Annotated in this window: 22 protein-coding genes and 1 tRNA gene; 12 read left to right on the top strand and 11 right to left on the bottom strand. The window is 70.1% G+C overall.

Translation table 11 applies throughout. The features are described from left to right. The first annotated feature begins 265 nt into the window (after positions 1–265). From ACFWU9_RS00390 to ACFWU9_RS00375, 4 genes are all read left to right on the top strand, one after another. Positions 266–682: a winged helix-turn-helix transcriptional regulator gene (locus ACFWU9_RS00390; protein WP_384313361.1), complete on the top strand. Its 417-nt coding sequence runs from the start codon at positions 266–268 to the stop codon at positions 680–682. A gap of 292 nt (positions 683–974) precedes the next feature. Beyond that, on the top strand, positions 975–1475 hold the full coding sequence (locus tag ACFWU9_RS00385; RefSeq protein WP_384313360.1) for a TetR/AcrR family transcriptional regulator: 501 nt from the start codon (positions 975–977) through the stop codon (positions 1473–1475). A 14-nt stretch (positions 1476–1489) separates the two neighbouring features. After that, positions 1490–1840, top strand: a complete 351-nt coding sequence (locus tag ACFWU9_RS00380) for a hypothetical protein (RefSeq protein WP_384313358.1) — start codon at positions 1490–1492, stop codon at positions 1838–1840. Positions 1841–1867: 27 nt separating this feature from the next. Next, on the top strand, positions 1868–2896 hold the full coding sequence (locus ACFWU9_RS00375) for an alpha/beta hydrolase family protein (RefSeq protein ID WP_384313356.1): 1029 nt from the start codon (positions 1868–1870) through the stop codon (positions 2894–2896). An 88-nt stretch (positions 2897–2984) separates the two neighbouring features. On the opposite strand, the gene ACFWU9_RS00370 is transcribed toward ACFWU9_RS00375, so the two are convergent. The 3 genes from ACFWU9_RS00370 to ACFWU9_RS00360 form a co-directional block, all read right to left on the bottom strand. Further along, the gene (locus ACFWU9_RS00370) at positions 2985–3362 is read right to left on the bottom strand and encodes a hypothetical protein (protein WP_384313354.1); all 378 of its coding nucleotides are present in this window, start codon (positions 3360–3362) and stop codon (positions 2985–2987) included. Between the two features lie 167 nt (positions 3363–3529). After that, a complete protein-coding gene (locus ACFWU9_RS00365; protein ID WP_384313352.1) occupies positions 3530–4276 on the bottom strand; it encodes an aspartate/glutamate racemase family protein in 747 nt (248 codons plus the stop codon). Beyond that, the gene (locus ACFWU9_RS00360; protein ID WP_384313351.1) at positions 4273–5805 is read right to left on the bottom strand and encodes an NCS1 family nucleobase:cation symporter-1; all 1533 of its coding nucleotides are present in this window, start codon (positions 5803–5805) and stop codon (positions 4273–4275) included. The genes ACFWU9_RS00365 and ACFWU9_RS00360 overlap by 4 nt, the downstream gene beginning before the upstream one ends. A gap of 106 nt (positions 5806–5911) precedes the next feature. Here ACFWU9_RS00360 and ACFWU9_RS00355 point away from each other — a divergent pair, with 106 nt between their 5' ends. The 5 genes from ACFWU9_RS00355 to ACFWU9_RS00335 all read left to right on the top strand — a co-directional run bounded on the left by ACFWU9_RS00355 (position 5912) and on the right by ACFWU9_RS00335 (position 9954). Further along, positions 5912–6562 carry a helix-turn-helix domain-containing protein gene (locus ACFWU9_RS00355; RefSeq protein WP_384313349.1) on the top strand — a complete coding sequence of 217 codons (651 nt, stop codon included), beginning with the start codon at positions 5912–5914 and terminating at the stop codon, positions 6560–6562. 170 nt (positions 6563–6732) lie between these two features. Further along, positions 6733–7122, top strand: a complete 390-nt coding sequence (locus tag ACFWU9_RS00350) for a RidA family protein (protein WP_384313347.1) — start codon at positions 6733–6735, stop codon at positions 7120–7122. A 64-nt stretch (positions 7123–7186) separates the two neighbouring features. Beyond that, positions 7187–7843 carry a class I SAM-dependent methyltransferase gene (locus ACFWU9_RS00345; RefSeq protein ID WP_384313346.1) on the top strand — a complete coding sequence of 219 codons (657 nt, stop codon included), beginning with the start codon at positions 7187–7189 and terminating at the stop codon, positions 7841–7843. 147 nt (positions 7844–7990) lie between these two features. After that, on the top strand, positions 7991–8722 hold the full coding sequence (locus tag ACFWU9_RS00340; RefSeq protein ID WP_384313344.1) for a hypothetical protein: 732 nt from the start codon (positions 7991–7993) through the stop codon (positions 8720–8722). A 506-nt stretch (positions 8723–9228) separates the two neighbouring features. Beyond that, positions 9229–9954: a dienelactone hydrolase family protein gene (locus ACFWU9_RS00335; RefSeq protein WP_384313342.1), complete on the top strand. Its 726-nt coding sequence runs from the start codon at positions 9229–9231 to the stop codon at positions 9952–9954. Between the two features lie 99 nt (positions 9955–10053). Here the strand turns inward: ACFWU9_RS00335 and ACFWU9_RS00330 are convergent, their stop codons facing one another. Beyond that, complete coding sequence (locus ACFWU9_RS00330; RefSeq protein ID WP_384313340.1) at positions 10054–10893, bottom strand: response regulator; 840 nt, start codon at positions 10891–10893, stop codon at positions 10054–10056. 160 nt (positions 10894–11053) lie between these two features. On the opposite strand from ACFWU9_RS00330, the gene ACFWU9_RS00325 reads away from it, so the two are divergent. Both ACFWU9_RS00325 and ACFWU9_RS00320 read left to right on the top strand, forming a co-directional pair. Beyond that, entirely contained in the window at positions 11054–12562 is a 1509-nt protein-coding gene (locus tag ACFWU9_RS00325; protein ID WP_384313338.1) for an ATP-binding protein, read from the top strand. Positions 12563–13085: 523 nt separating this feature from the next. Then, a complete protein-coding gene (locus ACFWU9_RS00320; protein WP_384313336.1) occupies positions 13086–17918 on the top strand; it encodes a CHAT domain-containing protein in 4833 nt (1610 codons plus the stop codon). A gap of 34 nt (positions 17919–17952) precedes the next feature. Here ACFWU9_RS00320 and ACFWU9_RS00315 read toward each other — a convergent pair whose 3' ends face one another. From ACFWU9_RS00315 to ACFWU9_RS00300, 4 genes are all read right to left on the bottom strand, one after another. Next, positions 17953–18144, bottom strand: a complete 192-nt coding sequence (locus ACFWU9_RS00315) for a hypothetical protein (RefSeq protein ID WP_384313334.1) — start codon at positions 18142–18144, stop codon at positions 17953–17955. After that, positions 18116–18793 carry a DUF6338 family protein gene (locus tag ACFWU9_RS00310; RefSeq protein ID WP_384313332.1) on the bottom strand — a complete coding sequence of 226 codons (678 nt, stop codon included), beginning with the start codon at positions 18791–18793 and terminating at the stop codon, positions 18116–18118. Before ACFWU9_RS00310 ends, ACFWU9_RS00315 begins: the two co-directional genes overlap by 29 nt. Positions 18794–18889: 96 nt before the next feature. Next, complete coding sequence (locus ACFWU9_RS00305; RefSeq protein WP_384313330.1) at positions 18890–19399, bottom strand: GtrA family protein; 510 nt, start codon at positions 19397–19399, stop codon at positions 18890–18892. Between the two features lie 939 nt (positions 19400–20338). After that, positions 20339–20412: transfer RNA gene (locus tag ACFWU9_RS00300), tRNA-Pro, on the bottom strand. Positions 20413–20527: 115 nt separating this feature from the next. On the opposite strand from ACFWU9_RS00300, the gene ACFWU9_RS00295 reads away from it, so the two are divergent. Beyond that, entirely contained in the window at positions 20528–20998 is a 471-nt protein-coding gene (locus ACFWU9_RS00295) for a DUF309 domain-containing protein (protein WP_384313328.1), read from the top strand. Between the two features lie 27 nt (positions 20999–21025). Here ACFWU9_RS00295 and ACFWU9_RS00290 read toward each other — a convergent pair whose 3' ends face one another. Genes ACFWU9_RS00290 through ACFWU9_RS00280 form a run of 3 tightly spaced genes read right to left on the bottom strand, consistent with a single transcriptional unit; the run spans position 21026 to position 23918 of the window. After that, the gene (locus ACFWU9_RS00290) at positions 21026–21745 is read right to left on the bottom strand and encodes a lactate utilization protein C (RefSeq protein WP_384313326.1); all 720 of its coding nucleotides are present in this window, start codon (positions 21743–21745) and stop codon (positions 21026–21028) included. Continuing rightward, positions 21745–23202 (bottom strand): LutB/LldF family L-lactate oxidation iron-sulfur protein, encoded by a 1458-nt coding sequence (locus ACFWU9_RS00285; protein WP_384313324.1) that lies wholly within the window; start codon positions 23200–23202, stop codon positions 21745–21747. The genes ACFWU9_RS00290 and ACFWU9_RS00285 overlap by 1 nt, the downstream gene beginning before the upstream one ends. After that, positions 23199–23918 (bottom strand): (Fe-S)-binding protein, encoded by a 720-nt coding sequence (locus tag ACFWU9_RS00280; protein ID WP_384313322.1) that lies wholly within the window; start codon positions 23916–23918, stop codon positions 23199–23201. Before ACFWU9_RS00280 ends, ACFWU9_RS00285 begins: the two co-directional genes overlap by 4 nt. Between the last annotated feature and the right edge of the window lie 76 nt (positions 23919–23994).

The raw sequence follows: 23994 nt of genomic DNA, 5'->3' as shown, positions 1-23994 counted from the left end.
AGAGGGCGTTGGTCGGACCGAGCGGTGTGCCAGGAGCGGGCGTTCCACTCGACCTGGTCGCTGTGCTCGACCGTTCCGACAGCTTCACGGCCCGGTCCACGCGATGGCCGCCGAGCCCGCGCCAGGGGCGGGTGATCTCGCCCAGATCTCTCCCTTACCGGCCTGACCTCCAATTCCTCTCTTTTGTTCGTAACGCCATGATGCGCCAGTATGGAAGGCGTCACAAAAGGCACACCGGTGTGCGCGACGGAGAGGAATGGGCGCCATGCAGGACCGCGCGGACATGGAGATGGCGGCCGCGATCGGGCCGTGCGCGACGATCCCCGCCGATCAGATGGCCTTCATCCGGCAGGTACTGGACCGGGTCGGCGACAAGTGGAGCATGCTGATCATCGCCGTCCTTCAGGACGGACCACTGCGCTACACCGACCTACAGCGCCAGATCCCCGGCATCTCCCAGCGGATGCTCACCCGCACTCTGCGCCAACTCCATGAGGACGGCCTGATCACGCGGACCGCCTACGCCGAGGTGCCACCGCGCGTGGAGTACGAGCTCGCTCCGCTCGGCCGTGGCCTGCACGAGATCGTCATGCGGCTGATCGGCTGGGCCACCGACCACCACGACGAAATCAGAAAGAGTCGCACCCGCACGACGGAGAGCCCGGCGACCCCGACGCGCTGAGAACGCGGAACAGCTGCTCCGCAGGGCGGGGGCCACTGTGCCGGGGCGTTCGAGGGCCGCGGCTGATCGTGATGCCGCGGCGACCCTGGATGACTCGCCCGACGTCCGGAGATCCGCACACCCAACACACCTTTCCCAAGAAGCCGACCCTGGCCCGGAGCACCGCCTTCCCGATCACGCGAAGCTGATTCACCGCCACTGCCGCACCACCGAACCACCGCAGAAGGGGGATCGGTGATTGAGGAACGATCGTTCTTGACTGATCGTTCCTCAACTCTCTACTGTGGTGGCCATGGGCAGGCCAAGAGCGTTCGACGAAGACCAAGCGGTGCGTGCCGCCGTAGAGCTGTTCGGGGGACGCGCGTACGACGGGGTGTCCGTTGACGACCTCGTCAGCCACCTCGGCGTGCACCGCAACAGCCTGTACAAGACGTTCGGCAGCAAGCGCGGCCTCTATCTGATCGCTCTGTGCCGCCACCTCGCCGACGACGTCCGCCCTTTGCTCGACGCACTCGCCGACGCGTCGGACGCCGAAGCCGCGCTGCGGCTCGTCACGTCGGCCGACCTCGGCCTGCTTCTGCTCGCGGCGGTCGAACGCGCGCCGGTCGACGCCGAGGTCGCCTCCGAGGTGACGGCCGCGTTGGCCGCCGTCGACCAGGCGATCGCCGACGCACTCGGCGTTCCCGCCGACCTGGCCGCCGCCCTCACCGCCGCCGCGCTGGGCATCCTCCTGCGCGGCAACCCCGAAAACGCCGCCACCGCGCTGACCCAGCGCCTCGGCCCTCTCACCTGAAAAGGGAACCCGGCATGGCACTGATACGTATCGACGGCGACAACCTCGTTGTCGTGATCGAGGGTCTCGACAAGCTCTGGGCCTTCAAGAGCGGTCTGACCATCCCGCTGGCCAACGTCCGTGGCGCGACCGCCGACCCCGGTATCGCCGCCGAATCCAAGGGAATCCGCGCGCCGGGCTCCCGCGTACCCGGTCTGATCACCGCGGGCACCTTCCACCAGGACGGTGAGAAGGTCTTCTGGCACGTCAAGGACCCGTCGAAGGCGGTCGTGATCGAACTAGCCGACGAGGAGTACGCACGCCTGGTCCTCCAGGTCGACGACCCCCGCGCGACTGTTGCCCTGGTCGAGAACGCCCTCGTCTGAAGACCTCGCCCGAAGGGAGGTAGCCCCATGTTCCGCCACTTGGCAGCGTCTTTGATGGCACTGGCCGTCGTCACCGTCACCCCGGCCGAGGCAACGCCCGGTCTCGTCCCTGCCGCCGACCGCGATGTCGTCTTCACGGCCGACGGTACGACCGCGTACGGCACCCTGCACGTTCCCGAACACCGTGCCGGGCAACGGCTGCCGGCGGCGCTGCTGCTGCCCGGCAGCGGACCCACCGACCGCGACGGCAACCAACCGCCCGGGACAGCACCGGACACCCTGGCACAGGTGGCCGACGCGCTCGACGGGGACGGAATCGCCACGCTGCGGTTCGACAAGTACGGCACCGGCCGCACCGGACTCGGCGCCTACCGGGACCACCCGGAAGAACTCGACTACCCGGCATTCGTCCGCCAGGCGCGAGCCGCCTACGAGTCCCTGCGCGATCAGCCGGAGACCGACCCGCGCGCACTGCTCGTCGTCGGACACAGCGAGGGCGCGATGACGGGACTGCTGCTGGGCGGCACCGTCCGCCCTCGTCCGACCGGCCTGGCGCTTCTGCAACCGCAGGCCATCCGCATGCTGGACCTGGTCGCGCTCCAACTCAAGGCCCAGATGGCCGAAGCGACCCGGCAGGGCCAGTTCACACCGGGACAGGAACGCGCCGTCAACGCGGCCATCGACGCAGCCGTCGTCTCCCTGCGCGAAAGCCGACCGGTCGAGACCACCGACCTGCCCCCCACGATCGCCGCCCTCTTCGAGGCATTCCAAGGCCCCAACGCCCGGTTCGTGGAAAGCGACGACGCCGTCCATCCACCGGACGCCGCCGCCGCGCTCAGGCCGGGAACCAAGGTGCTGCTGACATGCGGCACGAACGACGCCCAGGTCCCATGTGTCACAACGAACGCCCTGACGACCGCCCTGCGCCACGCGCATGCCGGTGGACCGGGCCGAGTGATCCTGCCCGGAGTGGACCATCTGCTGCACGACGCCGACCACCCGACCACGCTCGCGCCGCGTGTACTCGACGCCCTGCGCCGGTTCGCCAAGCACTGACGCCGGCACCATCCGAACAGGCACATCGCCGGCCCCGTCCTGGACACGGTGCCGACCGAACCCGGCTAGCTGCGAAAACCCAGGCACCTCACCAGATGAGGACGCCCGCGCCCATCCCCTGCGCACGCGTGGCGGCATCCTCGATGTTCGCCAACCTCTCAGAGATCTGGCGCCTGAGCTCCTCGGCCGTCCTCACAGGGGAACCACCGGCGACGATCTCCTCAAGGTTCTCGCGGAGCAAGGCACACTCGCGGCGGAACTCCGGCACCTGGCCCGCCTCAACGTACAAGTCGGCCTCTGCCAGGACCGGAAAGAACTGGGCTCCCAGTGAACGAACCACCTCCGAGCCCCACACAGTGGTTCGCCAACGCTCGAATCCGGCCAGATCAGAGCATCCCTCCGGAATGTCCAAGATCTGTCTCTTGCCGTCCGCACCGACGACGAACACTTCCACCGACAGACTCATGGCCCAAGTGGATCACAGGCGTCGAGCGACGGTCCAAGCAATTCAGCACCCGGGCCGGGGAGTCGGCGCAGAGGACGTCTCCCCCCAAAAGATGAAGTACGGGCGACTATGAAATCAAACCGATAAAGGAGAAGGCCCGGGAGCCTGCGGCGAACCCTGACGATACGTCAGACGCTGAACTCGCCCAGCAGGCCCCTGTACTTCTTCGGCGGCGGTGGCGCGTACTCGCCGCGTTTGCTTGTTCGCAGGCCCAGTGACACCAGCGACTCGACCAGTTTCACCGCCGCGCCGACGCCGTCGATCACCTGCGCGCCGGTCCGGCGGGCGAGCATGGGGGCGAGGGGGGCCATGCCCGCGCAGCCGAGTACGACGACGTCGCACCCGTCCTCGTTCACGGCCGCCGTGCACGCCTCGGTCACCGTCCGCAGAGTGGCCGGGCCCGGGTCGTCCAGGTCGAGTACGGGGATGTCGCAGGCGTGCACGCCACGACAGGCGTCGGCGAAGCCGTAGCGTCGCGCCAGGTCCCAGGTGCGTCCGGTGGTCCGGGGCAGCGTGGTGACGACGCTGAAGCTCCGGCCGACCAGGACAGCCATGTGCATCGCCGCTTCGGCGATCCCGACCACCGGTCCGGTCGCCAGCTCACGGGCGGCGTCGAGCCCCGGATCGCCGAAGCAGGCGATGACGTATCCGTCCGCGGCGTCCGCCCCTTCCGCCGTTTCACCCGCGGCGATCTCCCTGAGCAGGCCGGGGACGGCCAGTGCCTCGTCGTAGTGGCTCTCGATGGACTCCGGTCCCATGGCCGGGTTGACCGTGGTGACGACGGTCGACGGGGCCGCGGCCGTACGGGCGCAGCGCCCGATGCTCTCGGTCATGCCCCGGCTGGTGTTGGGGTTGATCACGCGGATACGGGTCATCGCTCGACCACGATCCGCGGGGATCGCCGCTCCAGCACGACGAAAGCCAGGAAGCCGAGGCCGCAGCCGATGAACCAGCTGTAGTCGGAGATCTCGGTCAGGTCCCTGGTGGTGAGTTCGAGGTCGAGCAGCATCTTCGGAACGAGGACGGACGCGACCGCCGGAATCCCGCTGAGGGCCGTCGCCCAGACGGCGTTGGGGTTGTAGCCCTTACGGAACCAGTAGCGGCCGGTCGTCGACCGGGTGAACAGGTCGTCCACGACGACGTGCTGACGGCTTATCACGTAGTAGCCGGCGATCAGGATGCCGAACAGCGGCCCGATGAGCGCGCCGAGCAGCCCGAGGGTGTAGTGGATGGCCTCCGGGTCGCTGTACCAGTTCCACGGCGTGAGCAGTACGGACCCGACCGCCGCGATCATGCCGCCGGCCCGCCAACTGATCTTCTGCGGGCTCACGTTGGAGAAGTCGAAGGCCGGCGAGATGAAGTTGGCGACGATGTTGATGCCGATCGTCGCGATGACGAACGTCAGCCCGCCGAGGAGGATCGCGAACGCCGTGTCGATACGCTCCACGGTGTGGATCGGGTCGGTGATCAGCTCCCCGAAGACGGGCACGGTGGCCGAGGCGGTGATCACGGTCAGGAGGGAGAAGAAGAGGAAGTTGACGGGGAGGCCGAGGAAGTTGCCCTTCTTGACGGCGTCGAACGACTTCCCGTAGCGGGCGAAGTCCCCGAAGTTGAGCATCGGGCCGGAGAAGTACGAGACGACGAGCGCGATCGCGCTGAGCATCACCGGGATCGAGGCGCCGAAGCCCAGGCTCTCCCCCTCGGAGAGGTTGAAGCCGATGTTCGACCAGCCGGCCTTGCCGACCAGGTAGACGGCGAGCACGATCATGACGACGTAGACGGCCGGTCCGGCCCAGTCGATGAAGCGGCGGATGGACTCCATACCGCGCCAGAAGACGGCGGCCTGGGCGACCCAGAGGATCGCGTAACAGAGGTAGCCGAGCGGGGAGAGCCCCAGGAACGTCGAGTCGTTGAGGGAGGCTGAACCCGGCCAGAATTTCAGGAAGATGATGAGCAGCGACTGCGAGGCGAGGTAGGTCTGCACGCCGTACCAGGCGATGGCGATGAGCCCCCGGATGACGGCCGGGATGTTGGCACCGGCGACGCCGAAGACGGCGCGGTTGATCACGGGGTACGGCACTCCGGTGACCTGGCTGGGCTTCGCGACGAGGTTGCAGAAGACGTTCACGATGAGGATGCCGACGATCAGCGCGAACAGCACCTGCCAGCTGGCGAGTCCGAGCGCGAAGAGGCTGCCCGCGGTGACGTATCCGCCGATGCTGTGCACGTCGGACATCCAGAAGGCCAGGATGTTGTACGAGCTCCAGGACTGCTTCTTGACGGGGGCGAGGTCGTCGTTGGTGAGACTGGGGTCGTAGCGCGTGTCGGTGGCTTCGGTGGAGGTGGCGGGTGTGGTGGGCGGGGTGGGTGGTGTGACGCTCGGCGCCGCGGTGTTCTCGGCCATGAATGCCTCCGGGAGCGCTGTAAAGTCATTCCTTGACAGGGTGCGTCAAGCTAGCACTTGACACCTCTCGTTGTTTTTCGGCCGTGTAAAGGATGTGTCGCAATTGATGGACAGGGAGTCGGGGGCGGGGCCGACGTCGGAGCCGGGGCCCGGGCCGGGCACGACGGTGGACGCGATCAGCTCCGAGCGCCTGGGGCTACGGCTCCGCGAACTCCGCCTCCGCTCGGGGAAGTCACTGCGCGCGCTGGCACGTGAACTCGGAATCTCCGCGAGCGCGGTGTCGCAGATCGAACTGGGGGCGATGCGCCCGTCGGTGAGCCGGCTGATCGCGTACGTCTCGGCGCTCGGCGTACCGCTGGCCGCGGTGTTCGACACGGACGAGCCGCAAGCCCCGGTCGAGGAGCGGGGGTTCGCGATCCGCCGGTCGTGGGAGGTCGACCCGATCCTGCTCGACGGCGGCGTCACCTTCCGCAGGCTGTCGCCCGCGCCGACGTCGGACGTCGAGTTCTTCGAGTCGGTCTATCCACCGGGCGCGATCTCCAACGCACACGGTCAGTTCCTGAAGCACGACGGCTACGAGGTGGGGACGGTCACGCGGGGCGAACTCACCATCGAGTTCGGGGCGGACACGGACACGGAGATCGTGACCCTCGCCGCGGGTGACTCGATCACGTACCCCTGCCACCGGCCGCACATCATCGGCAACCGGTCGGAGGACGTGACGGCGGTCGCGACGTGGCTGATCATCCACCGTTGAGCCGTTGAGCCGTTGAGCCTGAGGGATTCGTTCGGCTGGATGAGAGTGCTGTGGCGTGGACAAGCTCCGAACAATCCACCAGATCCACCACCCTGCGAACACGACCGCCATCGGCAGGAATCGACGGCTCGGCCACGTGGACGCCGGGTGGGACCGACAGAGGGAGCAGTATGGCGAACGAACGACAACTGGTCGGCTCCGGCTCCCCGTTGGAGCCGGAGATCGGGTTCTCGCGGGCGGTGCGGGTCGGGTCGTACGTTGTCGTCGCCGGTACGGCTCCGATCGGGGACGACGGCTCCACCGTCGGGCCCGGTGATGTCTACGCGCAGACCGTACGGTGCCTCGACATCGCCGAGCGGGCACTGCGGGAGGCGGGGGCCGGGATGGGCGACGTCGTACGGACCCGTCTCCTGCTGACCGACGTCACGCGATGGAGGGAGGCGGCCCGTGCGCACGGTGAACGGTTCGCCGACATCCGGCCCGCGTGCACCGTCGTGGAGGTCTCCCGCTTCATCGACCCCGAGTGGCTGGTCGAGGTGGAACTCGACGCGATCGGCTGACCACGGATGAGGCAGCGCGTGCCGGGCCGGTCGCGGTGACCGGCTGCTGGGTTAGCCTGCCGGTGTGAGTACCGGACGGATAGGCCCGGAGACCGGGCAGTGGTTGGCGGACACCCGGGCGTCCTACGATGCCGACGCCGCCGACTACGCGGAGGAGACACGGAACCTCCTGGCCGAACTGCCCCCCGAACAAGACGTGATGGCGCTGTTCGCCGAGTTGGTCCGGGCGGGGGGCGGCGGGCCCGTCGCGGACGTGGGGTGCGGGCCCGGGAGGATCACCGCCCATCTGAGGAACCTCGGTGTGGACGCCTTCGGTATCGATCTGTCGCCCCGGATGATCGAGGTGGCGCGGCACGAGCACCCCGGTGTGCGGTTCGAGGTGGGATCGATGACCCAACTCGACCTGGCCGATGGTGCGTTGGCCGCGCTGATCGCCTGGTACTCGATCATTCACGTCCCCGACGAGGCGATCGGCGCGGTCCTCGCCGGCTTCCGCCGGGTGCTGCGGCCCGGCGGTCTGCTGTTGGTGGGTTTTCATGTCGGCGACCCGTCACCGCCCGACCCGCAGGCGGACGGCGGGAGTTGGCCGGAGTCGTACGTCCGCCGTCGCCGCCCGAGCCAGATGGCCGAATGGCTCGACGAGGCCGGTTTCACCGTCGAGACCCACCCCACGCTCACATCGGCGGCGCGCACGCTCGGGGTGCTGCTGGCCCGCCGCTAGTGCTGTGACCGGGAAGGTTCACCGTGTCGCGGCGGCCGGTACGGTGCCTCGATCCCGTTGCCGGACCAGCGAGGTACGTCGGGCAGGAGGGAGGGGCCAGGGATTTAATCGGATGTGCGTGCGGCGCAGGGTTGTTAAGTTCGCGGTGTGCCGAAGCTGAATCAGATCATCGCAGTCGAAAAGGGCGTCAAGTCCAAGGCCCTCCAGGAACTCACCCAGGCCCACCAGGACGTACAGAAGCCGGCCCTGCTGGCCGGTATCTCCCGGACCTACCAGCCCAAGGACGAGGAGGGCGAGCAGCTGCCGCCCGAGTCCACGCGGGTGCAGATCAAGGCCGAGGACGCTCTGCGGACGACCGCCGGGACGCTGACGCGGCTCTTCGACGTGACCGCGACGAAGGACTGGGCGAACCGGTCCGCGGTCGCGGACGTGGTGGTCGACGGTACGGTGCTGCTGCCCCAGGTGCCCGTCCCGTACCTGCTGTTCCTGGAGAAGCAACTCACCGACCTGCACACCTTCGTGCGCAAGCTGCCGGTGCTCGACGCCTCCGAGTCGTGGAGCCTGGACCCCTCGACGGACTCGTGGAAGACGGACCCGGTGCGGACCATCCGTACGAAGAAGGTTCCGCGCAACCATGTGAAGGCCGAGGCCACGGAGAAGCACCCGGCGCAGGTCGAGGTGTACTACGAGGACCTCCCGGTCGGTTACTGGACCACCGTGAAGTTCTCCGGCGCGCTGCCCGCCCGACGGGTCAACGAGCTCCTCGACCGCGTCGAGAAGCTCCAGCAGGCCGTCAAGTTCGCCCGCGAGGAGGCGAACAACACCGAGGTCACCGACCAGCGGGTCGGCGACGCGGTATTCGGCTACCTCTTCAGGTAGCCCCCACATTCGCCCTCCGTCGCGAGCGGAGGGTGCGCGATGAGCGCAAGCTGAAACTGATGTTGAAGCTGATGAAGGGGTGTCAGTTGGGGGTTCGAATCCCTCTCCCCGCACCACATGCGGGGGTGGCCCAAGCCTGGCAGAGGCGGCCCCATGAAACTCAGATTCTCGCTCCAGTCTCAGTATTCGCCGCCGAACACCGGATCGACCGAGCGTGGGCGAACATCGACGGATGGGGGTTCAAGTCCCCCCGGCGCCTCTCTCGTGGCGCTGTAGTTCAAAGGCAGAACACGTCGATCTCAACATGACCCGCGGCTCTTAAACGCCGTCGGTGTGCGCAAATGGGTGGCAAGCTGGAGCCCGGGAGCTGGACATGCTCCCGGGCTCCGTCACGTTCGTGACGGACCTCGTGAGCCGTCGCCGCGTCTCAGAGGCCCTCCCGCACCGTTCTGCCGGCGGCAGAACACCGGCCCGACCGGGCTCGACGATCACTACGGTCCAGTCTCATGACGACGATGACAACGCGCACGGTCGAGTACCCGGCCGACGGCCTGACGATGATCGGGCACCTCGCGCTCCCGGCGGGCGTCGACCGCCGGCCCGCGGTGCTGCTCGGACCAGAAGGCCCGGGGCTCAGCGATGTCGAGCGCCGCCGAGCCGACGCGCTCGCCGAACGGGGATACGTGGCCCTGGCCTTCGACATCCACGGCGGGCGCTATCTGGGCGCCCCGGACGAGATGCTGGCCCGTTGCCTACCGCTGCTCGCCGCCCCCGAGCGGATGCGGGGCATCGGCCACGCGGCGCTCGACGTGCTGCGCGCCGAACCGCGGACCGACCCCGACCGGATCGCAGCCGTCGGCTACGGCACCGGCGGCGCCATCGCTCTGGAACTCGGGCGCGACGGCGTCGACCTACGCGCGATCGGCACGGTCAACGGATTGACCACGGGCCGACCGGGCGACACGGAACGTATCCGCTGCCCCGTGTGGGCCGGGGTCGGATCGGAGGACCCGATCATGTCGCCCACGCAACGGGACGCGTTCACCGCCGAGATGCAGGCCGCGGGCGTCGACTGGCGCCTCGTGGTCTACGGCGGCGCCTTGCACGCCTTCCACCACCCGCCGGTCGACCACCGCACGGTCCCCGGTGTCGGCTACCACCCACAGCACGCGCGGCGCGCCTGGCACGACGTCATCGACCTGCTCACCGAGTGCCTGCCCGTGACGGAGTGAGAGGGAAACCGGCCGGAGATCCGGGAAGGCGGCCACCCAGCGGGCCCCGCACTCGGGATAAACCGCCTCGTCCGCACCCCGAGGATCGGAAACAGCGATTCAGGGGCGCGGCAGGCGGGTCGCGGTGTCGAGGAAGAAGGTGTCGATGCCCTGTACGGCCTCGATGAACTGGGGGAGGTTGATCGGCTTGGCGACGTACGCGTTGGCGTGCTGGCGGTACGCGTCCGCGATGTCGTCCGGCGCGGTCGAGGTGGTGAGTACGACGACGGGGATGCTGCCCAGGTCGGCGTCGTTCTTCAGAGCCGCGAGCAGTTCCCTGCCGTTCATGCGCGGCATGTTCAGATCGAGAATGATCAGGTCGGGGCGGCCGTTGCCGGTGTCGCGCAGATACTCCAGGGCCGCGAGGCCGTCGGGGCACCGCGCGATACTGCGTGCCATGCCCCGCTCGACGAGCGCGTCCTCGATCAGGACGGCGTCGGCGAGGTCGTCCTCGACCAAGAGCACGTTGTAGGGCCTTTCGGCGGGGAAGGCGTTCACGGTGGGGCTCCTGTGCTCGGTGTTGGGCAGTGGGCGTGAAGTGGGGCGGGCGGTGAAGACGAGACCGGGCCAGCGCTGACGTGCGCCCTGCCGGCTGATTCCCCAGGCGGCCCCGAGTTGGGGGTAACCGGCCCCCGCGCGGGCCGCCGCCGCTGCCTCCTGCTGGGCGCACCGGGTCACGGCGCGGCTGAGGTGGGCCAGGGCACGAAGATGATCGAGCGGATTGCCGGCGGCCGGTTCCGCAGCGTCCGACTGCCCCGGTGGCGCGATGTCCTGCCGGCCGTCCGCCGCAGGGGATCTGGGCAGCTGGCCGACCATGCGCCGTACCAGTTCGGTCACCGCTTCCTCCGCGAGTTCGGACAGTTCCCGTTCCTCGGCCGAGGCAGTGACATCGCTGGTCATGCCACGCACTCTAGGCCCCCAGCCACCCGCGACAACTGTTGTTGTCGGACAACGGTACACTCCCCGGGCTCGGAGCCGTCCGGGCCGGAAACCCTGAGGAGAGCGCTTCGTGGGCAGCGAACACCCGGACTCGTCCGGGCCGTCCGGCCGTGTTCCGACAGTGTCCATCTCCCGGTGGACCACCCGGAGGTGGGTGGCGGCGGGCACGGCGGTTGCGCTGGTGCTGCTGGTCGCGCTGATCGCCGGCGGCTCGTGGATCCTCGCGCGGTCGACGGCCATCAACAACCGGCTCATCGACCGCTCGTCACCGGCCCTGATCGCCTCCGTACGGCTCGAAGGCGCGCTTGTCGACCAGGAGACCGGCATCCGCGGTTACGGGATGACCGGGCGCACCGAGTTCCTTGAGCCGTACCGCACCGGGCTGGCGCGCCAGAAGGCCGCCGAACAGCAGCTGGGCAGACTGACCGACAGGGAGAGCCGGCGGGACCTGGCCGAGATACAGCGGCTCGCGGAGCGCTGGCAGTCCCGTATCGCCGAACCCGTCGCCGCGTCCCCGGCTCCCGCCGCACTCGCTCAGGCACGGGCGGAGGAGGGGAGGGGACTCTTCGACTCTCTCCGTACGGCGGTCTCCGACCAGCAGCGGCACCTCGAGGACGACCGGGCGTCCGCGCGTGCGGATCTGCTCGACGCCCGCGCACTGCGGAACTGGACCTTCACCGCGATCGCCCTGGTGATCCTGGGCCTCGCCGGCTCCGTCGTCCTCGCCCTGCGCCGCGGCGTCACCGACCATCTCGACCGCCTCTCCGCCGACGTACGTACCGTCGCGGCGGGGGACTTCGACCACCCCGTCACCGGATCCGGCCCCGCGGACCTGCGGCTGCTGGCGGCGGACGTAGAGGGCATGCGCGCCCGCCTCGCCGCCGAACTGCTCCATCGGGACGCCACAGCGGCCGAACTGAGCCGCTCCAACGCGGAACTCGAACAGTTCGCCTACGTCGCCTCCCACGACCTCCAGGAACCGCTGCGCAAGGTCGCCAGCTTCTGCCAGCTCCTGGAACGCCGCTACTCCGCGCAGCTCGACGACCGCGCACGCCAGTACATCGACTTCGCCGTGGACGGCGCCAACCGTATGCAGGGCCTGATCAGCGACCTGCTCGCGTTCTCCCGTGTCGGCCGCCTCCTCGCGGACCACGCCACCGTGGAACTGGAAGACGTACTGGAGCGCACGCTGTACTCGCTGAGCCAGAGCATCGAGGAGTCCGGGGCGCTCCTCACCCACGACCCCCTGCCCAGCGTGGAGGGCGACCGCACCCAGCTCGGCATGCTGTTCCAGAACCTGATCGCCAACGCGGTGAAGTTCCGCTCCGCCGAACGCACCCCGCGCATCCACATCAGCGCCCGGCAGACCGACGACGCCTGGGAGTTCGCCGTCGAAGACAACGGCATCGGTATTCCGGCGGAGTTCGCCGACCGCGTCTTCGTCGTCTTCCAGCGCCTGCACACCCGCGAGCAGTACACGGGCAACGGCATCGGCCTGGCACTCTGCAAGAAGATCGTCGAATACCACAACGGCACCATCACCCTCGACCCCCACCACACACCGGGCGCCCGCCTCGTCTTCACCCTGCCCGCCGCGACCCACCCGGACAAGGCGGTCACGCCGGACTGAGCTGGTTCGCCGACGCCGGAGTCCTGGTGACTCTCACAAGTCGGGACAACATGATGTGAACCTGCGACTGCTGGTCGCGGAGGTTCCGGCATCGCGGCCGGATCACCGCGCATTCGTGGACGTCCGCCCCGCGCGGAGCGAGCCTGATGTCCAGGCGCGGGACGAGGGATGGGTTCGCACCCGACCTCTTCGTCTGTCCCTGGGAAAGCGACGATCCCAAACGTCCTCGGTAGCCCGGTCGACCGATGCCACGCCTTCGGCCTCGCGGTGCCCCGCCTGAAGTCGGCGGCCCTGACCCTTCGGGCCGACAACGCCCGGGTGTGGCCGACGCCCGGTAGCCGTGCCCGGCGGACCGCGCGCACGACGCGTTCTGCCGCCGTGGCGGGCGAGGGCGCATTCCTCGCTCAAGTCCCCGCCGAGATCGGTACGTTGATCCTGCTGACGGCATTCGTCCCACGGGGGGGGAGCGCGTGTGGAGTTACGCGGGAACGGTCACGGTCCGGGGGGACCCACGGCGCGGGCGGTGAACGCCGCGCGCCGCATCCTTCGGCAGTCCGAGCGCGCGGAAGCCGAGCCCGCCACCCTGGAGTGGTTCCTCGGGCCAGGAGCCCTGGAGGCGGCCGCCGAGGTACGCGATGGCGTCGTCCTGCCCGACGGAAACACATGGGCCCTCGGGGTACTGGCTCTCGGCCACCTCGACTGGTACCGCTATCTCGCCGGAGGCGAGGCCGACCGGGCGGCGCTCGGTGCCGCGCTGCTTTGGCTCGCCGAGATCCATGAGCAGGATCCCGCCCAAGTGCCCGACGGGCTGGGCCAGTTGTTCGCCACTCTGTCCGGCGCGCCCGACGGAGCCGGGACGGAACCCGGTTTCGCGTACGACGGGGGCGTCGGAGTGGCGCTGATGTTCCAGCGGAGCCGGCATCCCGGGGCCCTGCCCATGGCCGAGGCCCTGCTGCGGCACGCCGTCGCCGGTTTCGGTGAGGGCAGCCTCGAACGGGGCCTCTGCCTGTCGGACCTCGGGATTGTCCTCCTCTACAGGTTCCAGGAGGGCGCGGGACGCCACACGATCTCGGAAGCCGTCGACATCGGCCGTGCCGCCGTCGTCTGCGCACCAGGGGATCGGGACGAACAGGCCCGCAGACACGGCAACTTGGGATACACGCTCAGACACTGGTCCGACGCGAGCGCGAACAGAGAAGCGATGCGGGAGGCCGTCGCCGAACTGCGGCGGTCGGTGGAGCTGAGCACATGGAACAACCCGATCCGCGCGCAGCACACCGCCACTCTCGGTTCGGCCCTGTGCCACGCGGCCAAGGAACTGGCGGAACCGGCACTGCTCTCCGAGGGCATCGCGCTGCTGCGCGCGGTTCTCTCGGAGCCGGACGTCGTCATGTCCCAGCGGCCCTCGTTCCTGTCCGACCTGGGCGTGGCCCTGATCCTGAGGACCCTGGAGAGCGGCAACGACGACGAACAGTACGAGGAGGGCATCGCCACCGGCCGCAGAGCTGCCGACCTGGCCCCCAACGCCGTCGAACGCACGCTGTATCTCACCAACCTCGCCCTGATGCTGGGAGGGCGCGCGGTGCGTACCGGCAACCCGGACGCGTTCGAAGACGCGTACACAACCAGCCGCGACGCCCTGGAAGGCGCGCCGCCCGGCCATCCGATGCTCGCCCAGGCGCACTTCGTCCACGCCAGTGTGCTGGGCGCGCGGCACTCGGCGACGGGCGTCATCGCCGACCTGGACGGCGCCGTCGCACACGCCCGCCGGGGCATGGAGATGACCTCCGTCCTCACCGACGACCTGCGCCGACGCGTGAACCACGGCACCAGGCTCGCCGATCTGCTGCGAAGGCGCGCCGCCCTGCGGGCCGCCTCAACCTCCGACGATCCGGGGGAACTTCACGAGGCGATCACGCTGCTCCGCAGCCTCGCGGAAGACCTGCCGGCCCGCACCACGGAGCGCGCCCGGGTACTTCTGGCGCTCGGGCGCTGCCTGATGGACACGGGCGCCGACGCGGACGAGGCCGCCGACTGCTTCCGCAAGTGCCTCGCACTGCCGCCTCCCAGCGACGACTTCGAGGCCACCGCGCGTTTCAAACTCGGCTCGGCAGTGGCCGGACGCGCCGGCGCGGACGACGATGCCTGGCGGCGGGGCGCCGACGAGATGCTCCGGGCGATCGACCTGCTTCCGCCCGGCGACCCGTCGCGCTGGGACTTCGACTCGGAGTACGCGGGAGTCCTGGTGAACCGCGCCGACTCCATGAGCGGGGTGAGCGGCGTCGACAGTTACGAGGAAGCGCTCGACCTGTACCGGGAAGCGGCACGCCTCCTGCGCAAGGTGATGTCGAACCTCCCGGACACCCGCACCAGCGCGGGCGCCGCCTGCCGGTCGCGCCTCGGCACCGTCCTGGCCAAACTCGGCCTGCGCACCGGCCGTGTCGAGTTCTTCGCCGACGCGGTCGCCAGCCACCGGGAAGCCGCCGCCATGACCTCGGCGCGGGACCACTTCCGCGTGCAACGGCTCGGCTCCCTGGGCGAATCCCTGCTGGCTCTTGGCGAGTTCCGCTCGGACCCCGAACTGCTGAGGGAGGGCGTCGGCGTACTGCGTGACGCCGTGGCCGGTGCCGACGACGCCACCCCCGGCCGGGCCTCCTGCCTCAGCTCCCTCGGCGACACCCTGCGTACCCTCGCCCGTTTCACCGGCGACCCCGCGTCGCTGGAGGAGGCCGTCCGATGCCATCGGGAGGCGCTGGCCATCTCGGCGGGACAACCGACCGCCGTGACTCTGCTCAACCTCGCCAACACCCTGGCCGACCACTACCGCCACACATCCGACGAACAGCAGAGCGACGAGGCCATGCGGCTGTTCCGTGCCGCCCTGGCCGCCGAACAGCCCACGTTCGACCTGCACGGCATCATCCTCATGTGCTTGGGCAACGCCGAGTGGTACCGGGCCGTCGACGACCGCGACGAGACACTCATGGACACCGCCATCGGCACGCTGCGCGAGGCCGTGGCCCGTGTGCCCAAGGCACGCCTCGGCATGGCGCTCACGAATCTGGGCGGCGCCCTGATGAACCGCTCGTCGGTCACCGGCAACCGTGTCTGGCTGGCCGAAGGTGTGACGGTGCTGCGCCGCGCGGTGCGGGAGAGCCCGCCGACGGCCATGGAACGTTCCATGCACCTGAGCAACCTCGCGGAAGCGCTGCGCCGCTGGTGCGAGATCGTCGGGGACACGTCCGCGGCCGACGAGGCGGAGGCGCTCCTGCGCGAGTCGATGGACATGGAGCACGGCGACCGTCTGGGCACGGACGCGGCGGCCATGAACCTGGGTCTCCTGCTGATCAGCCGTGCCGTGTGGGACGAGGACCCGCACGCCGCCGCTGAAGCCCGCCGGGTCCTCGAAGAGTTGGTCGCCGGGCTCGGCGAGCACCATCCTTCGCGGTCCGCAGCTCTCCTGCACCTGTCGACCGCCTGCTCCATCGCCGCGCACCTGGCACGGGAGACCGAAGGTGCTGCGGCCCGGAACGCGCTGCACCGAGCCGTCACGGTCACCCTGGAATCGCTCGCGGGCATGCCCGAAGGCCATCCCGACCACAGCCGCGCTCAGCTGATGCTGGCCCAGGTGCAGATGAACCGTGCCGCGCTCGGCGAACGGATCGACTTCGGGGAGGTGGCCCGCGACGCCCGTGCCTGCGCGCACGATCCGGTCGCCCACGGCCAGAACCGGATCGTGGCCGCACGGGTCTGGGGCAAGGCATCGGCGCGGGCAGGTAACCACGCGGAGGCCCTCGACGGGTACGCGTACGCCGTCGGCCTGCTGTCCACCATCGCCCCGCGCAGCCTCGCGCGAGCCGATCAGGAGGCACGGCTGAGCGTCAGCGAGGGCCTGGCGAGCGACGCCGCGGCCCTGGCGCTCAACGAGGGCGTCGCCGGCCGCGCCCTCGCCTTGCTCGAACAGGGCAGAGGAGTACTGCTCGCCCAGGGCCTGGAGAACCGGGAGGACGTGTCGCAACTGCGGGACCTCGCCCCGACCATGGCGGCCGAATTCGAGCGGATCCGTGACCAGTTGAGCGCCCCGCCCCAACTCCCCGTCGCCCTGCGCACCGCGCCGGGCGGCCTGGCCGTCCCGCCCCTGGACGACCGTCAGGCGGGTCTGATCGCCGAGGCCCGGCACGCTCTGTCCCAACGCTGGTCCCAACTGCTCACCGAGATGCGTCAGTTGCCCGGACTCGACGACTTCCTGCGCCCGCCCTCCGTACCGGAGCTGGGCACCGCCGCCGCTGCCGAAGGACCGGTCGTGGTGGTCAACGTCAGCGAATACCGCTGCGACGCCCTTGTCGTCACCGTCGACGCCGGAATCGACGTGGTCCCCCTGCCCGGTCTCACCCCGGACGCCGTCCTGTCGCGGGCGGCGGAGTTCATCGACGCGATCGACGCGGCGTACGGCGGAAACGGCCTGGACAACGCGGTCGCCGCGATGCGTACGCTTTCGCGGACGCTGAGCTGGCTGTGGGACACGGTGGCCGCGCCGGTGCTCGACCGGCTCGGCCTGGACGCCGTACCGCACGACGGAGCCTCCTGGCCCCGACTCTGGTGGTGCCCCACCGGCCTGCTGTCGTTCCTGCCGCTGCACGCGGCAGGAGCCGGCGCGGCGGACTCCGGCACCTGGGTCATCGACCGTGCCGTCTCCTCGTACACGCCGACCCTCCGCGCCCTGGTCCGGGCACGCGACGGGATCGGCTCCGGTGCGCCCGCGCGCCCTTCACCCCTGGTCGTGGCCCTCCCCGAAACCCCCGGGGCCGAGCCGCTGCCCGGAGCTTCGCGCGAGGCCGAGCTGCTCGCCGAACTGTTCCCCGCCCGACGGCTCCTGGCCGGGACCGACGCCACCGTGGACGCGGTCGTCCAGGCGCTCGCCGCCCACTCCTGGGTCCACTTCAGTTGCCATGGCGTCAGCGAACTGCTCAGCCCGTCACAGAGCGGTCTGATCCTCCACGACGGCCGGCTCACCGCGTCCGACGCCGCCGCCCAGCGCCTGGGCAGCCCGGAACTCGCCATGCTGTCCGCCTGCTCCACGTCCCGGGGCGGCATCAATCTTCCCGACGAGGCGGTCCATCTGATGTCGTCCTTCCAACTGGCCGGGTATCCGCATGTGATCGGCACCTTGTGGACCGTCTCCGACGAACTGGCGACACGCCTGACCGAGGAGTTCTACGCCTCGCTCGCGCGGGACATCGCCCGGGGCCGCCCCATCGACCCGGCCGAGGCCCTGCACCGTCCGGTCAGGTCCCTGCGCGACCGCTACGCGCAGGCGCCGCATCTGTGGGCTGCGCATATCCATACGGGCCCGTGAGTCGGGGACGTACCCGCGCCACCCGGGTACGCGATCAGGACGGCTCCGGCTCCGCGGCCCCGTGCACGGGTGGCGCGGCGTCCCCCATCGCGGTGCCCGAGGGGCCCTGCGGCATCTCGTCCGGCTCGTCCAGGGCGTCGGTCGGCCGATAGGTCCTGCGCGAGGCGAACTCCTCGACCAGGGCCACCAGTTCGGCCTCACTGCCCATCTCTTGATCCTCTGTCATCCGCTACCACTCCCTCCGTCGCCGCCGCGGACGGCGGCAGCAGTACCTCCAGCACATCCACATCGCTCGCCCGCACGTACACGCCCCCGGTACCGGGCACCCTTCCGAGGAAGGTGCCGTCGGCCCCCACCCGGTACTGAGCCTGGAGATAGAGGTCCCCCTGCTGCGGATACGCCGACACGGCCGACCGCGAACCGAGCCAACCACCCACCCACAGACCGCTCTTGAGGCGCATCCGTACGAAGCAGGAGCCGCGGTCGCGGAAGAGGGCGTCCCAGGCGGTCGGCATCGGCTCGTACCGCGCCCGCGCGTGCCGTCTGCGCCACCGGGCCTCCGCCCAGGCCAGTGCGGCGGGAACGGCGACGATCAGGAGCAGCGCGGCCAGTCCTGCCCGGCGGGGCTCCCGCAGCAGCCCGGACACGGGCCCGTCTCCGTCCCCGGCCAGCAACCGTACGAGCCACGGCCCCGCAGCCACCGCGTAGAGGGCGTCGAGCAGGGCACCGGCGGCGATGGCGCGCACGATCCGGTTCTGCGGCTCCTGCTCACTGGCAGGCGAGCCGCGCAGCCGCTCCCGTACGGCCTGGTAGAAGACACCGGGCAGCACGAGGACAAGCAAGATGGTCAACTGCTGCACCGTTCCCGGAACCATCGTGGTGCTGCCCCCCGTGCTCGGCGTTTCGGTCGTGTCGCCGCCGCATCAGGATGACGTACGGGAAGGCGCTCCGGGGGAGTTCGGCCCGAACGGTCAGGCCGCGTAGCAGAGTCTCCCGGCGTCGGCCGGGGGTGAGGCGTGGGACACGACACCCGCTACGGGGCTGACGGCGGCCCGCGAGTGGCTCCGCGCGAAGACGACGAGACGCAGCACCCCGAACCGCGCGATGCCGGCGAGCGCGGAGGCGGACAGATAGACGACCTGGACGAGCAACGCACTGGGCGCTGCCACCAGTTGCCCCAGGACCAGCATCGCCGCACACGTCACCGCGTACGCGCCCACCGCGGACCCGGCCGACTGCACATGCTGGCGCCAGGTCGCGTGCCCGCGCGCGCCGAAGGTGTAGCGGGCGTGCAGCTCGGTGGCAAGGAGCGTGGAGACCACGGTGAGCAGAGCGTTGGCGAGCGCCCAGGGAACCCAAGACGCGAGAGCCGCCACGGCGAAGCTGGAGGCGAGCCCCACCCCGCCGCCGCAGAGCACGAAGCGGGCGAACGCGCCGAAGGCTCCGCGCTCCGGCTGCCGTCGGCTGTGTCCTGTATCCATGGCGCGACCCCCTATTGATTGCTCACTCCGCGAAACGCTCGCTCCCCTTGATGTCATCATGGCACATGTATGGCGCCAAGGGGAGCCATTAATGGAGCTAAGTGCATCCATGCTGGCGCCATGGGATGCGGCGGCACGATATGACCGGTCAGGGGCCGATCGGTCGCGGCAGCGGTCCGGTGAGCCGACCGGTGCGGGCCATCGCGCCCCTCGCCGCCGCCGACACGACGAGCAGAAGGCTGGCGGCCTTCCTACCGTTGGTGCCCAGCGGCGTCTGCCGCCGGCGGGAGGGTCGGACAGGCCTGGAACGTGAGGAGGTACGAGCCAATCAGGGGCGGGCCGGTTCGCGACAACGGTGCGCCGTTTCGCGCCAGCACCCCCGCGTCTTCCCGTCCGCCGCTGGCGTCTGCGGACGTGTCTCCGCGGCGGGCGGGCAACGCCCGCCGCTGAGCAGCGCTCAGCAGCACGAAGATCGCCGCCACCACCGTGCACACCGCCGACGGCCGGTACGACCGAGGCGTACACCTGGCCCCTGCTGTCCTCCGGCGTCGGCCAGGCCACCGGCACCGCCCGTGCCGGACGCCTAGCCGACCGCCCCCACGTCCTCGCCGCGCTCCTGAGGACAGGAACAACCTCGCCGAACTCGCCGACTGGCCACACCCGGCTCCAGCAGGCGGCGGTCCTCACCCGCGCGGACGGCGACCCCGCCCATTCACCGGCCCGCGCGGCACACGCATCTCCACCCCCGCCCTGCCCGCCGCCACCCACCTGGACAAAGCACTCACACCGGACTGATCAGGTTCGCCGACGCCGGCGCACAGGTGCACGTCCTGCGCGGAATCGGCGGCCGCAAATCGCTCACCGAGCGCCACCCCCAACAACGATCAGGGCCGGTTTCGGATTGCTCCGAAACCGGCCCTGATCTGCGACTCTCACGAGTCGGGACGACAGGATTTGAACCTGCGACCCCTTGACCCCCAGTCAAGTGCGCTACCAAGCTGCGCCACGTCCCGCTGTTGCGCCGCCGCGTCCGGAGAATTTCCGCGCGGCCACAGTGGAGAACATTACCCCACCCCCGGCCGGCGGTCGGCCGTTCCTGGGGCGGGTGGGGCAGGAGACAATCGGGGCATGGCGGAGAAGCGGCGGGATCGGGACGTCGAGGGGCGGGCGCGGAGTGCGCGGCCGCGGGACGGGTTGGGGCGGCCGTTGCCGTACGGGGCGCCCGGGGTCGAGCGGGCCCCCGAAGGGGTCGTACGGGCGCCCGACGAGACGCTGCGGGAGGCTCAAAGGCTTCTCGACGCGGGGATGCCGTTCCACGCGCACGAGGTGTTCGAGGACGCGTGGAAGTCGGGGCCCGCCGAGGAGGAGGCGCTGTGGCGCGGGATGGCGCAGCTCGCGGTGGGACTGACGCACGCGGCCCGGGGCAACGCGAAGGGCGGGGCGCGGCTCTTGCTGCGGGGCGCCGAGCGGATCTCCGGGTACCGGGCGCCGTACGGGATCGATGTCCCGGGGCTGATCGCCTGGGCCCAGGAGCTGGCGGAACGCGTCGAGGGCGCCCCGGTGGACCCGGCCGCCGAGGCGCCGCGCCTGACGGGATGATCCCTGGTCCTGGGACCCTGGCGGCGGTCAGTCCTCGACCAGGACCACCTCAAGCGTGCGCGGGCCGTGGACGCCCTCGACCCGGTCCAGCTCGATGTCGCTGGTGGCCGAGGGGCCCGAGATCCAGGTCAGCGGACGCGTCGGGTCCAGGCGCGGCATGGCCTGCGGTACGGACGCGACGACCTGTTCCGGCGCCCGTACGACACAGATGTGGTGGTCCGGGATGAGCGAGATGCGACGCCGACCCTGCTCGGGGCCCCCGTCCAGGACGATCGTGCCGGTCTCCGCGATGGCCACCGCGCAGCCCGTGACGACGCTGTCGACCTCGTCCAACTCCTGTGCGGTGGAGGCCTCCCGGTCTTCGATCCGGGTCGGTTCGGCGGCGGAGAGCCACGACGGGGGCAGGCCCGGCGGGACGAGCACCGTACGGGAGCCGTGCTCGGCGAGCAGGCGCGCGAGCAGCTCCGTGAGTCCGGCGGAGTCGGTGCGGTGGACGACGGCCCGGTAGTCGGCGAGGTTCTCGGCGAGCAGGTCGACCATCCCGGCGTCGGAGGTGTGCGCGTCGAGATAGCCGCGGGTGACCTCGGGGGCGTCGGGCGCGTCCGCGACAGCCGCGCGGACCCTGGCGAGAATGCGCTCACGCGAGCCCGAGGTTGAGGCTGAGGCCGAAGCCGAGGCCGCTGTCGGTGTCGGTGTCGGACCCGAACTCGGTCCCGGAGTCGGGCCGGTGCCTGGGGCGGTGTTCATCAGGGCTTCTTCCCGTCCGTCTTCGGTGTGCCGCCCGACTGCTTGCGGTTCTTCTTCCACCAGTCGCGGAACGGCTCCGCCGGCATCTCCGGCAGCTCCCTGCTCCGCGTCCACGCGCCGGCGCCGGGCAGCTTCGACGGGTGCAGCTTGCGGGTCTTCGACGCCACCCGCTCCCCCGCCCCCAGCACCCCGGGATGGTCCAGAACCCACCCGGCCGCCTTCATCGCGGCCTTTTCGAGCCGATGGCCCTTGCCGCCCTGATCGGCGACCCGTTCCCGGAGATGGACCAGTACCTCCGGGATGTCGATCGCGACCGGGCACACCTCGTAGCAGGCGCCGCAGAGCGACGAGGCGTACGGCAGTGAGGCGTCGATCTCGCTCTGGGTGCCCCGGAGTTGGGGGCTGAGGATCGCGCCGATCGGCCCGGGGTAGACGGAGCCGTACGCGTGCCCGCCGGCCCGCTCGTACACCGGGCAGACGTTGAGGCAGGCCGAGCAGCGGATGCAGCGCAGCGCTTGGCGGCCCACCTCGTCGGCGAGGGTGTCGGTGCGTCCGTTGTCGAGAAGGACGAGGTGGAAGGTCTGCGGCCCGTCACCGTCGGCGGTGCCTGTCCAGGTCGTGGTGTACGGGTTCATCCGCTCGGCCGTCGACGAGCGCGGCAGCGTCTGGAGGAAGACCTCCAGATCCCGCCACGTCGGCACCACCTTTTCGATACCCACGACGGAGATCAGTGTCTCGGGCAGCGTCAGGCACATCCGGCCGTTGCCCTCGGACTCGAAGACGACGAGCGTGCCGGTCTCGGCGACCATGAAGTTGGCACCGGAGATGCCGACCTTCGCGCGCAGGAACTTCTCCCGGAGATGGAGCCGTGCGGCCTCCGCGAGGTCCGCCGGGGTGTCGGAGAGTCCCTTCGGCGCGGCGCGGCCCCAGTCGGCCATCTTCGTACGGAATATGTCCCGGATCTCACCGCGGTTGCGGTGGATGGCGGGGACGAGGATGTGGGAGGGCCGGTCGTCGCCGAGCTGGACGATGAGTTCGGCGAGGTCGGTCTCGTAGGCCGCGATGCCTTCGGCCTCCAGGGCCTCGTTGAGTCCGATCTCCTGCGTGGCCATCGACTTGACCTTGACGACCTCGGTCTCGCCGGTGGCCCTGACCAGGTCGGCGACGATGCGGTTGGCCTCGTCGGCGTCGGCCGCCCAGTGGACGGTGCCGCCCGCCGCGGTGACCTGCGCCTCCAACTGGACGAGATAGCGGTCGAGATGGCGCAGCGTATGGTCCTTGATCTGCTTCCCGGCCTCGCGCAGTTCGGCCCAGTCGGCGAGTTCGGCCACCGCCTTGGCGCGCTTGTCGCGGATGGTGTGGGTGGCGTGCCGCAGATTGCCGCGCAGGGTCTTGTTGTGCACGGCCTCCTTGGCCGCCCGGGGGAAGGACGGCATACCGACGAACGTCCCGCTCATACGAGGGGCTCCTCTCGGGTGCTCGCCAGGATGTCGGCGAGATGCAGGGCGCGCAGCGGTGCCTTCTCGCGGCGCAGTACGCCCCCGATGTGCATCAGGCAGGAGTTGTCGGCGCCGCACAGGACCTCGGCGCCGGTGGAGACGGCGTTGTTGACCTTGTCCTGGCCCATCGCGGTCGATACATCGGAGTTCTTGACGGCGAAGGTGCCACCGAAGCCGCAGCATTCGTCGGCGCCGGGCAGCTCGCGCAACTCCAGTCCCTCGACGGCCTCCAGGAGGCGGCGGGGTCTGTCGCCGAGGCCGAGGAGACGCAGCCCGTGGCAGGAGGGGTGGTAGGTCACGGTGTGGGGGAAGTACGCCCCCACGTCGGTCACTCCGAGGACATCGACGAGGAATTCGGTGAGCTCGTAGGTGCGGGGGGCGAGAGCCGCGGCCGAGGCGTCGCCGATCTTCGGGTAGTGCTGCCGGACCATGGCGGCACAGGATCCCGAGGGGGTCACCACATACTCGTACCCCTCGAAGGCGGCGGCCGTGCGGCGTACGAGCGGTTCGGTGTCCGCGCGGTAGCCGGTGTTGTACTGGGGCTGTCCGCAGCAGGTCTGTGCCTCGGGAAAGTCGACCTCCACCCCGAGGCGTTCGAGGAGCCGCACGGTCGCGATCCCGGTGGACGGATACACCGCGTCGTTGACGCAGGTGACGAAGAGGGCGACACGCATGGCCGGAGCATATGCCGCCACCTGCGGAGAACGTAAGACCCACGCAGACATCCGATGTATCAACCCGGCTGAGTCC

This window comes from Streptomyces sp. NPDC058653 (assembly GCF_042716895.1).
In the GTDB taxonomy this organism is placed as follows: Bacteria; Actinomycetota; Actinomycetes; order Streptomycetales; family Streptomycetaceae; genus Streptomyces.
The sequence above is the reverse complement of the archived record's forward strand: the minus strand, read 5'-3'. Positions and strand labels throughout refer to the sequence as shown.

What these genes read in the sequence shown, in the direction of transcription:
- ACFWU9_RS00390 (WP_384313361.1), top strand. Translation starts at nt 266, where the DNA reads ATGCAGGACCGCGCGGACATGGAGATGGCGGCCGCGATCGGGCCGTGC.
- ACFWU9_RS00385 (WP_384313360.1), top strand. Translation starts at nt 975, where the DNA reads ATGGGCAGGCCAAGAGCGTTCGACGAAGACCAAGCGGTGCGTGCCGCC.
- ACFWU9_RS00380 (WP_384313358.1), top strand. Translation starts at nt 1,490, where the DNA reads ATGGCACTGATACGTATCGACGGCGACAACCTCGTTGTCGTGATCGAG.
- ACFWU9_RS00375 (WP_384313356.1), top strand. Translation starts at nt 1,868, where the DNA reads ATGTTCCGCCACTTGGCAGCGTCTTTGATGGCACTGGCCGTCGTCACC.
- ACFWU9_RS00370 (WP_384313354.1), bottom strand. Translation starts at nt 3,362, where the DNA reads ATGAGTCTGTCGGTGGAAGTGTTCGTCGTCGGTGCGGACGGCAAGAGA.
- ACFWU9_RS00365 (WP_384313352.1), bottom strand. Translation starts at nt 4,276, where the DNA reads ATGACCCGTATCCGCGTGATCAACCCCAACACCAGCCGGGGCATGACC.
- ACFWU9_RS00360 (WP_384313351.1), bottom strand. Translation starts at nt 5,805, where the DNA reads ATGGCCGAGAACACCGCGGCGCCGAGCGTCACACCACCCACCCCGCCC.
- ACFWU9_RS00355 (WP_384313349.1), top strand. Translation starts at nt 5,912, where the DNA reads ATGGACAGGGAGTCGGGGGCGGGGCCGACGTCGGAGCCGGGGCCCGGG.
- ACFWU9_RS00350 (WP_384313347.1), top strand. Translation starts at nt 6,733, where the DNA reads ATGGCGAACGAACGACAACTGGTCGGCTCCGGCTCCCCGTTGGAGCCG.
- ACFWU9_RS00335 (WP_384313342.1), top strand. Translation starts at nt 9,229, where the DNA reads ATGACGACGATGACAACGCGCACGGTCGAGTACCCGGCCGACGGCCTG.
- ACFWU9_RS00330 (WP_384313340.1), bottom strand. Translation starts at nt 10,893, where the DNA reads ATGACCAGCGATGTCACTGCCTCGGCCGAGGAACGGGAACTGTCCGAA.
- ACFWU9_RS00315 (WP_384313334.1), bottom strand. Translation starts at nt 18,144, where the DNA reads ATGACAGAGGATCAAGAGATGGGCAGTGAGGCCGAACTGGTGGCCCTG.
- ACFWU9_RS00310 (WP_384313332.1), bottom strand. Translation starts at nt 18,793, where the DNA reads ATGGTTCCGGGAACGGTGCAGCAGTTGACCATCTTGCTTGTCCTCGTG.
- ACFWU9_RS00305 (WP_384313330.1), bottom strand. Translation starts at nt 19,399, where the DNA reads ATGGATACAGGACACAGCCGACGGCAGCCGGAGCGCGGAGCCTTCGGC.
- ACFWU9_RS00295 (WP_384313328.1), top strand. Translation starts at nt 20,528, where the DNA reads ATGGCGGAGAAGCGGCGGGATCGGGACGTCGAGGGGCGGGCGCGGAGT.
- ACFWU9_RS00290 (WP_384313326.1), bottom strand. Translation starts at nt 21,745, where the DNA reads ATGAACACCGCCCCAGGCACCGGCCCGACTCCGGGACCGAGTTCGGGT.
- ACFWU9_RS00285 (WP_384313324.1), bottom strand. Translation starts at nt 23,202, where the DNA reads ATGAGCGGGACGTTCGTCGGTATGCCGTCCTTCCCCCGGGCGGCCAAG.
- ACFWU9_RS00280 (WP_384313322.1), bottom strand. Translation starts at nt 23,918, where the DNA reads ATGCGTGTCGCCCTCTTCGTCACCTGCGTCAACGACGCGGTGTATCCG.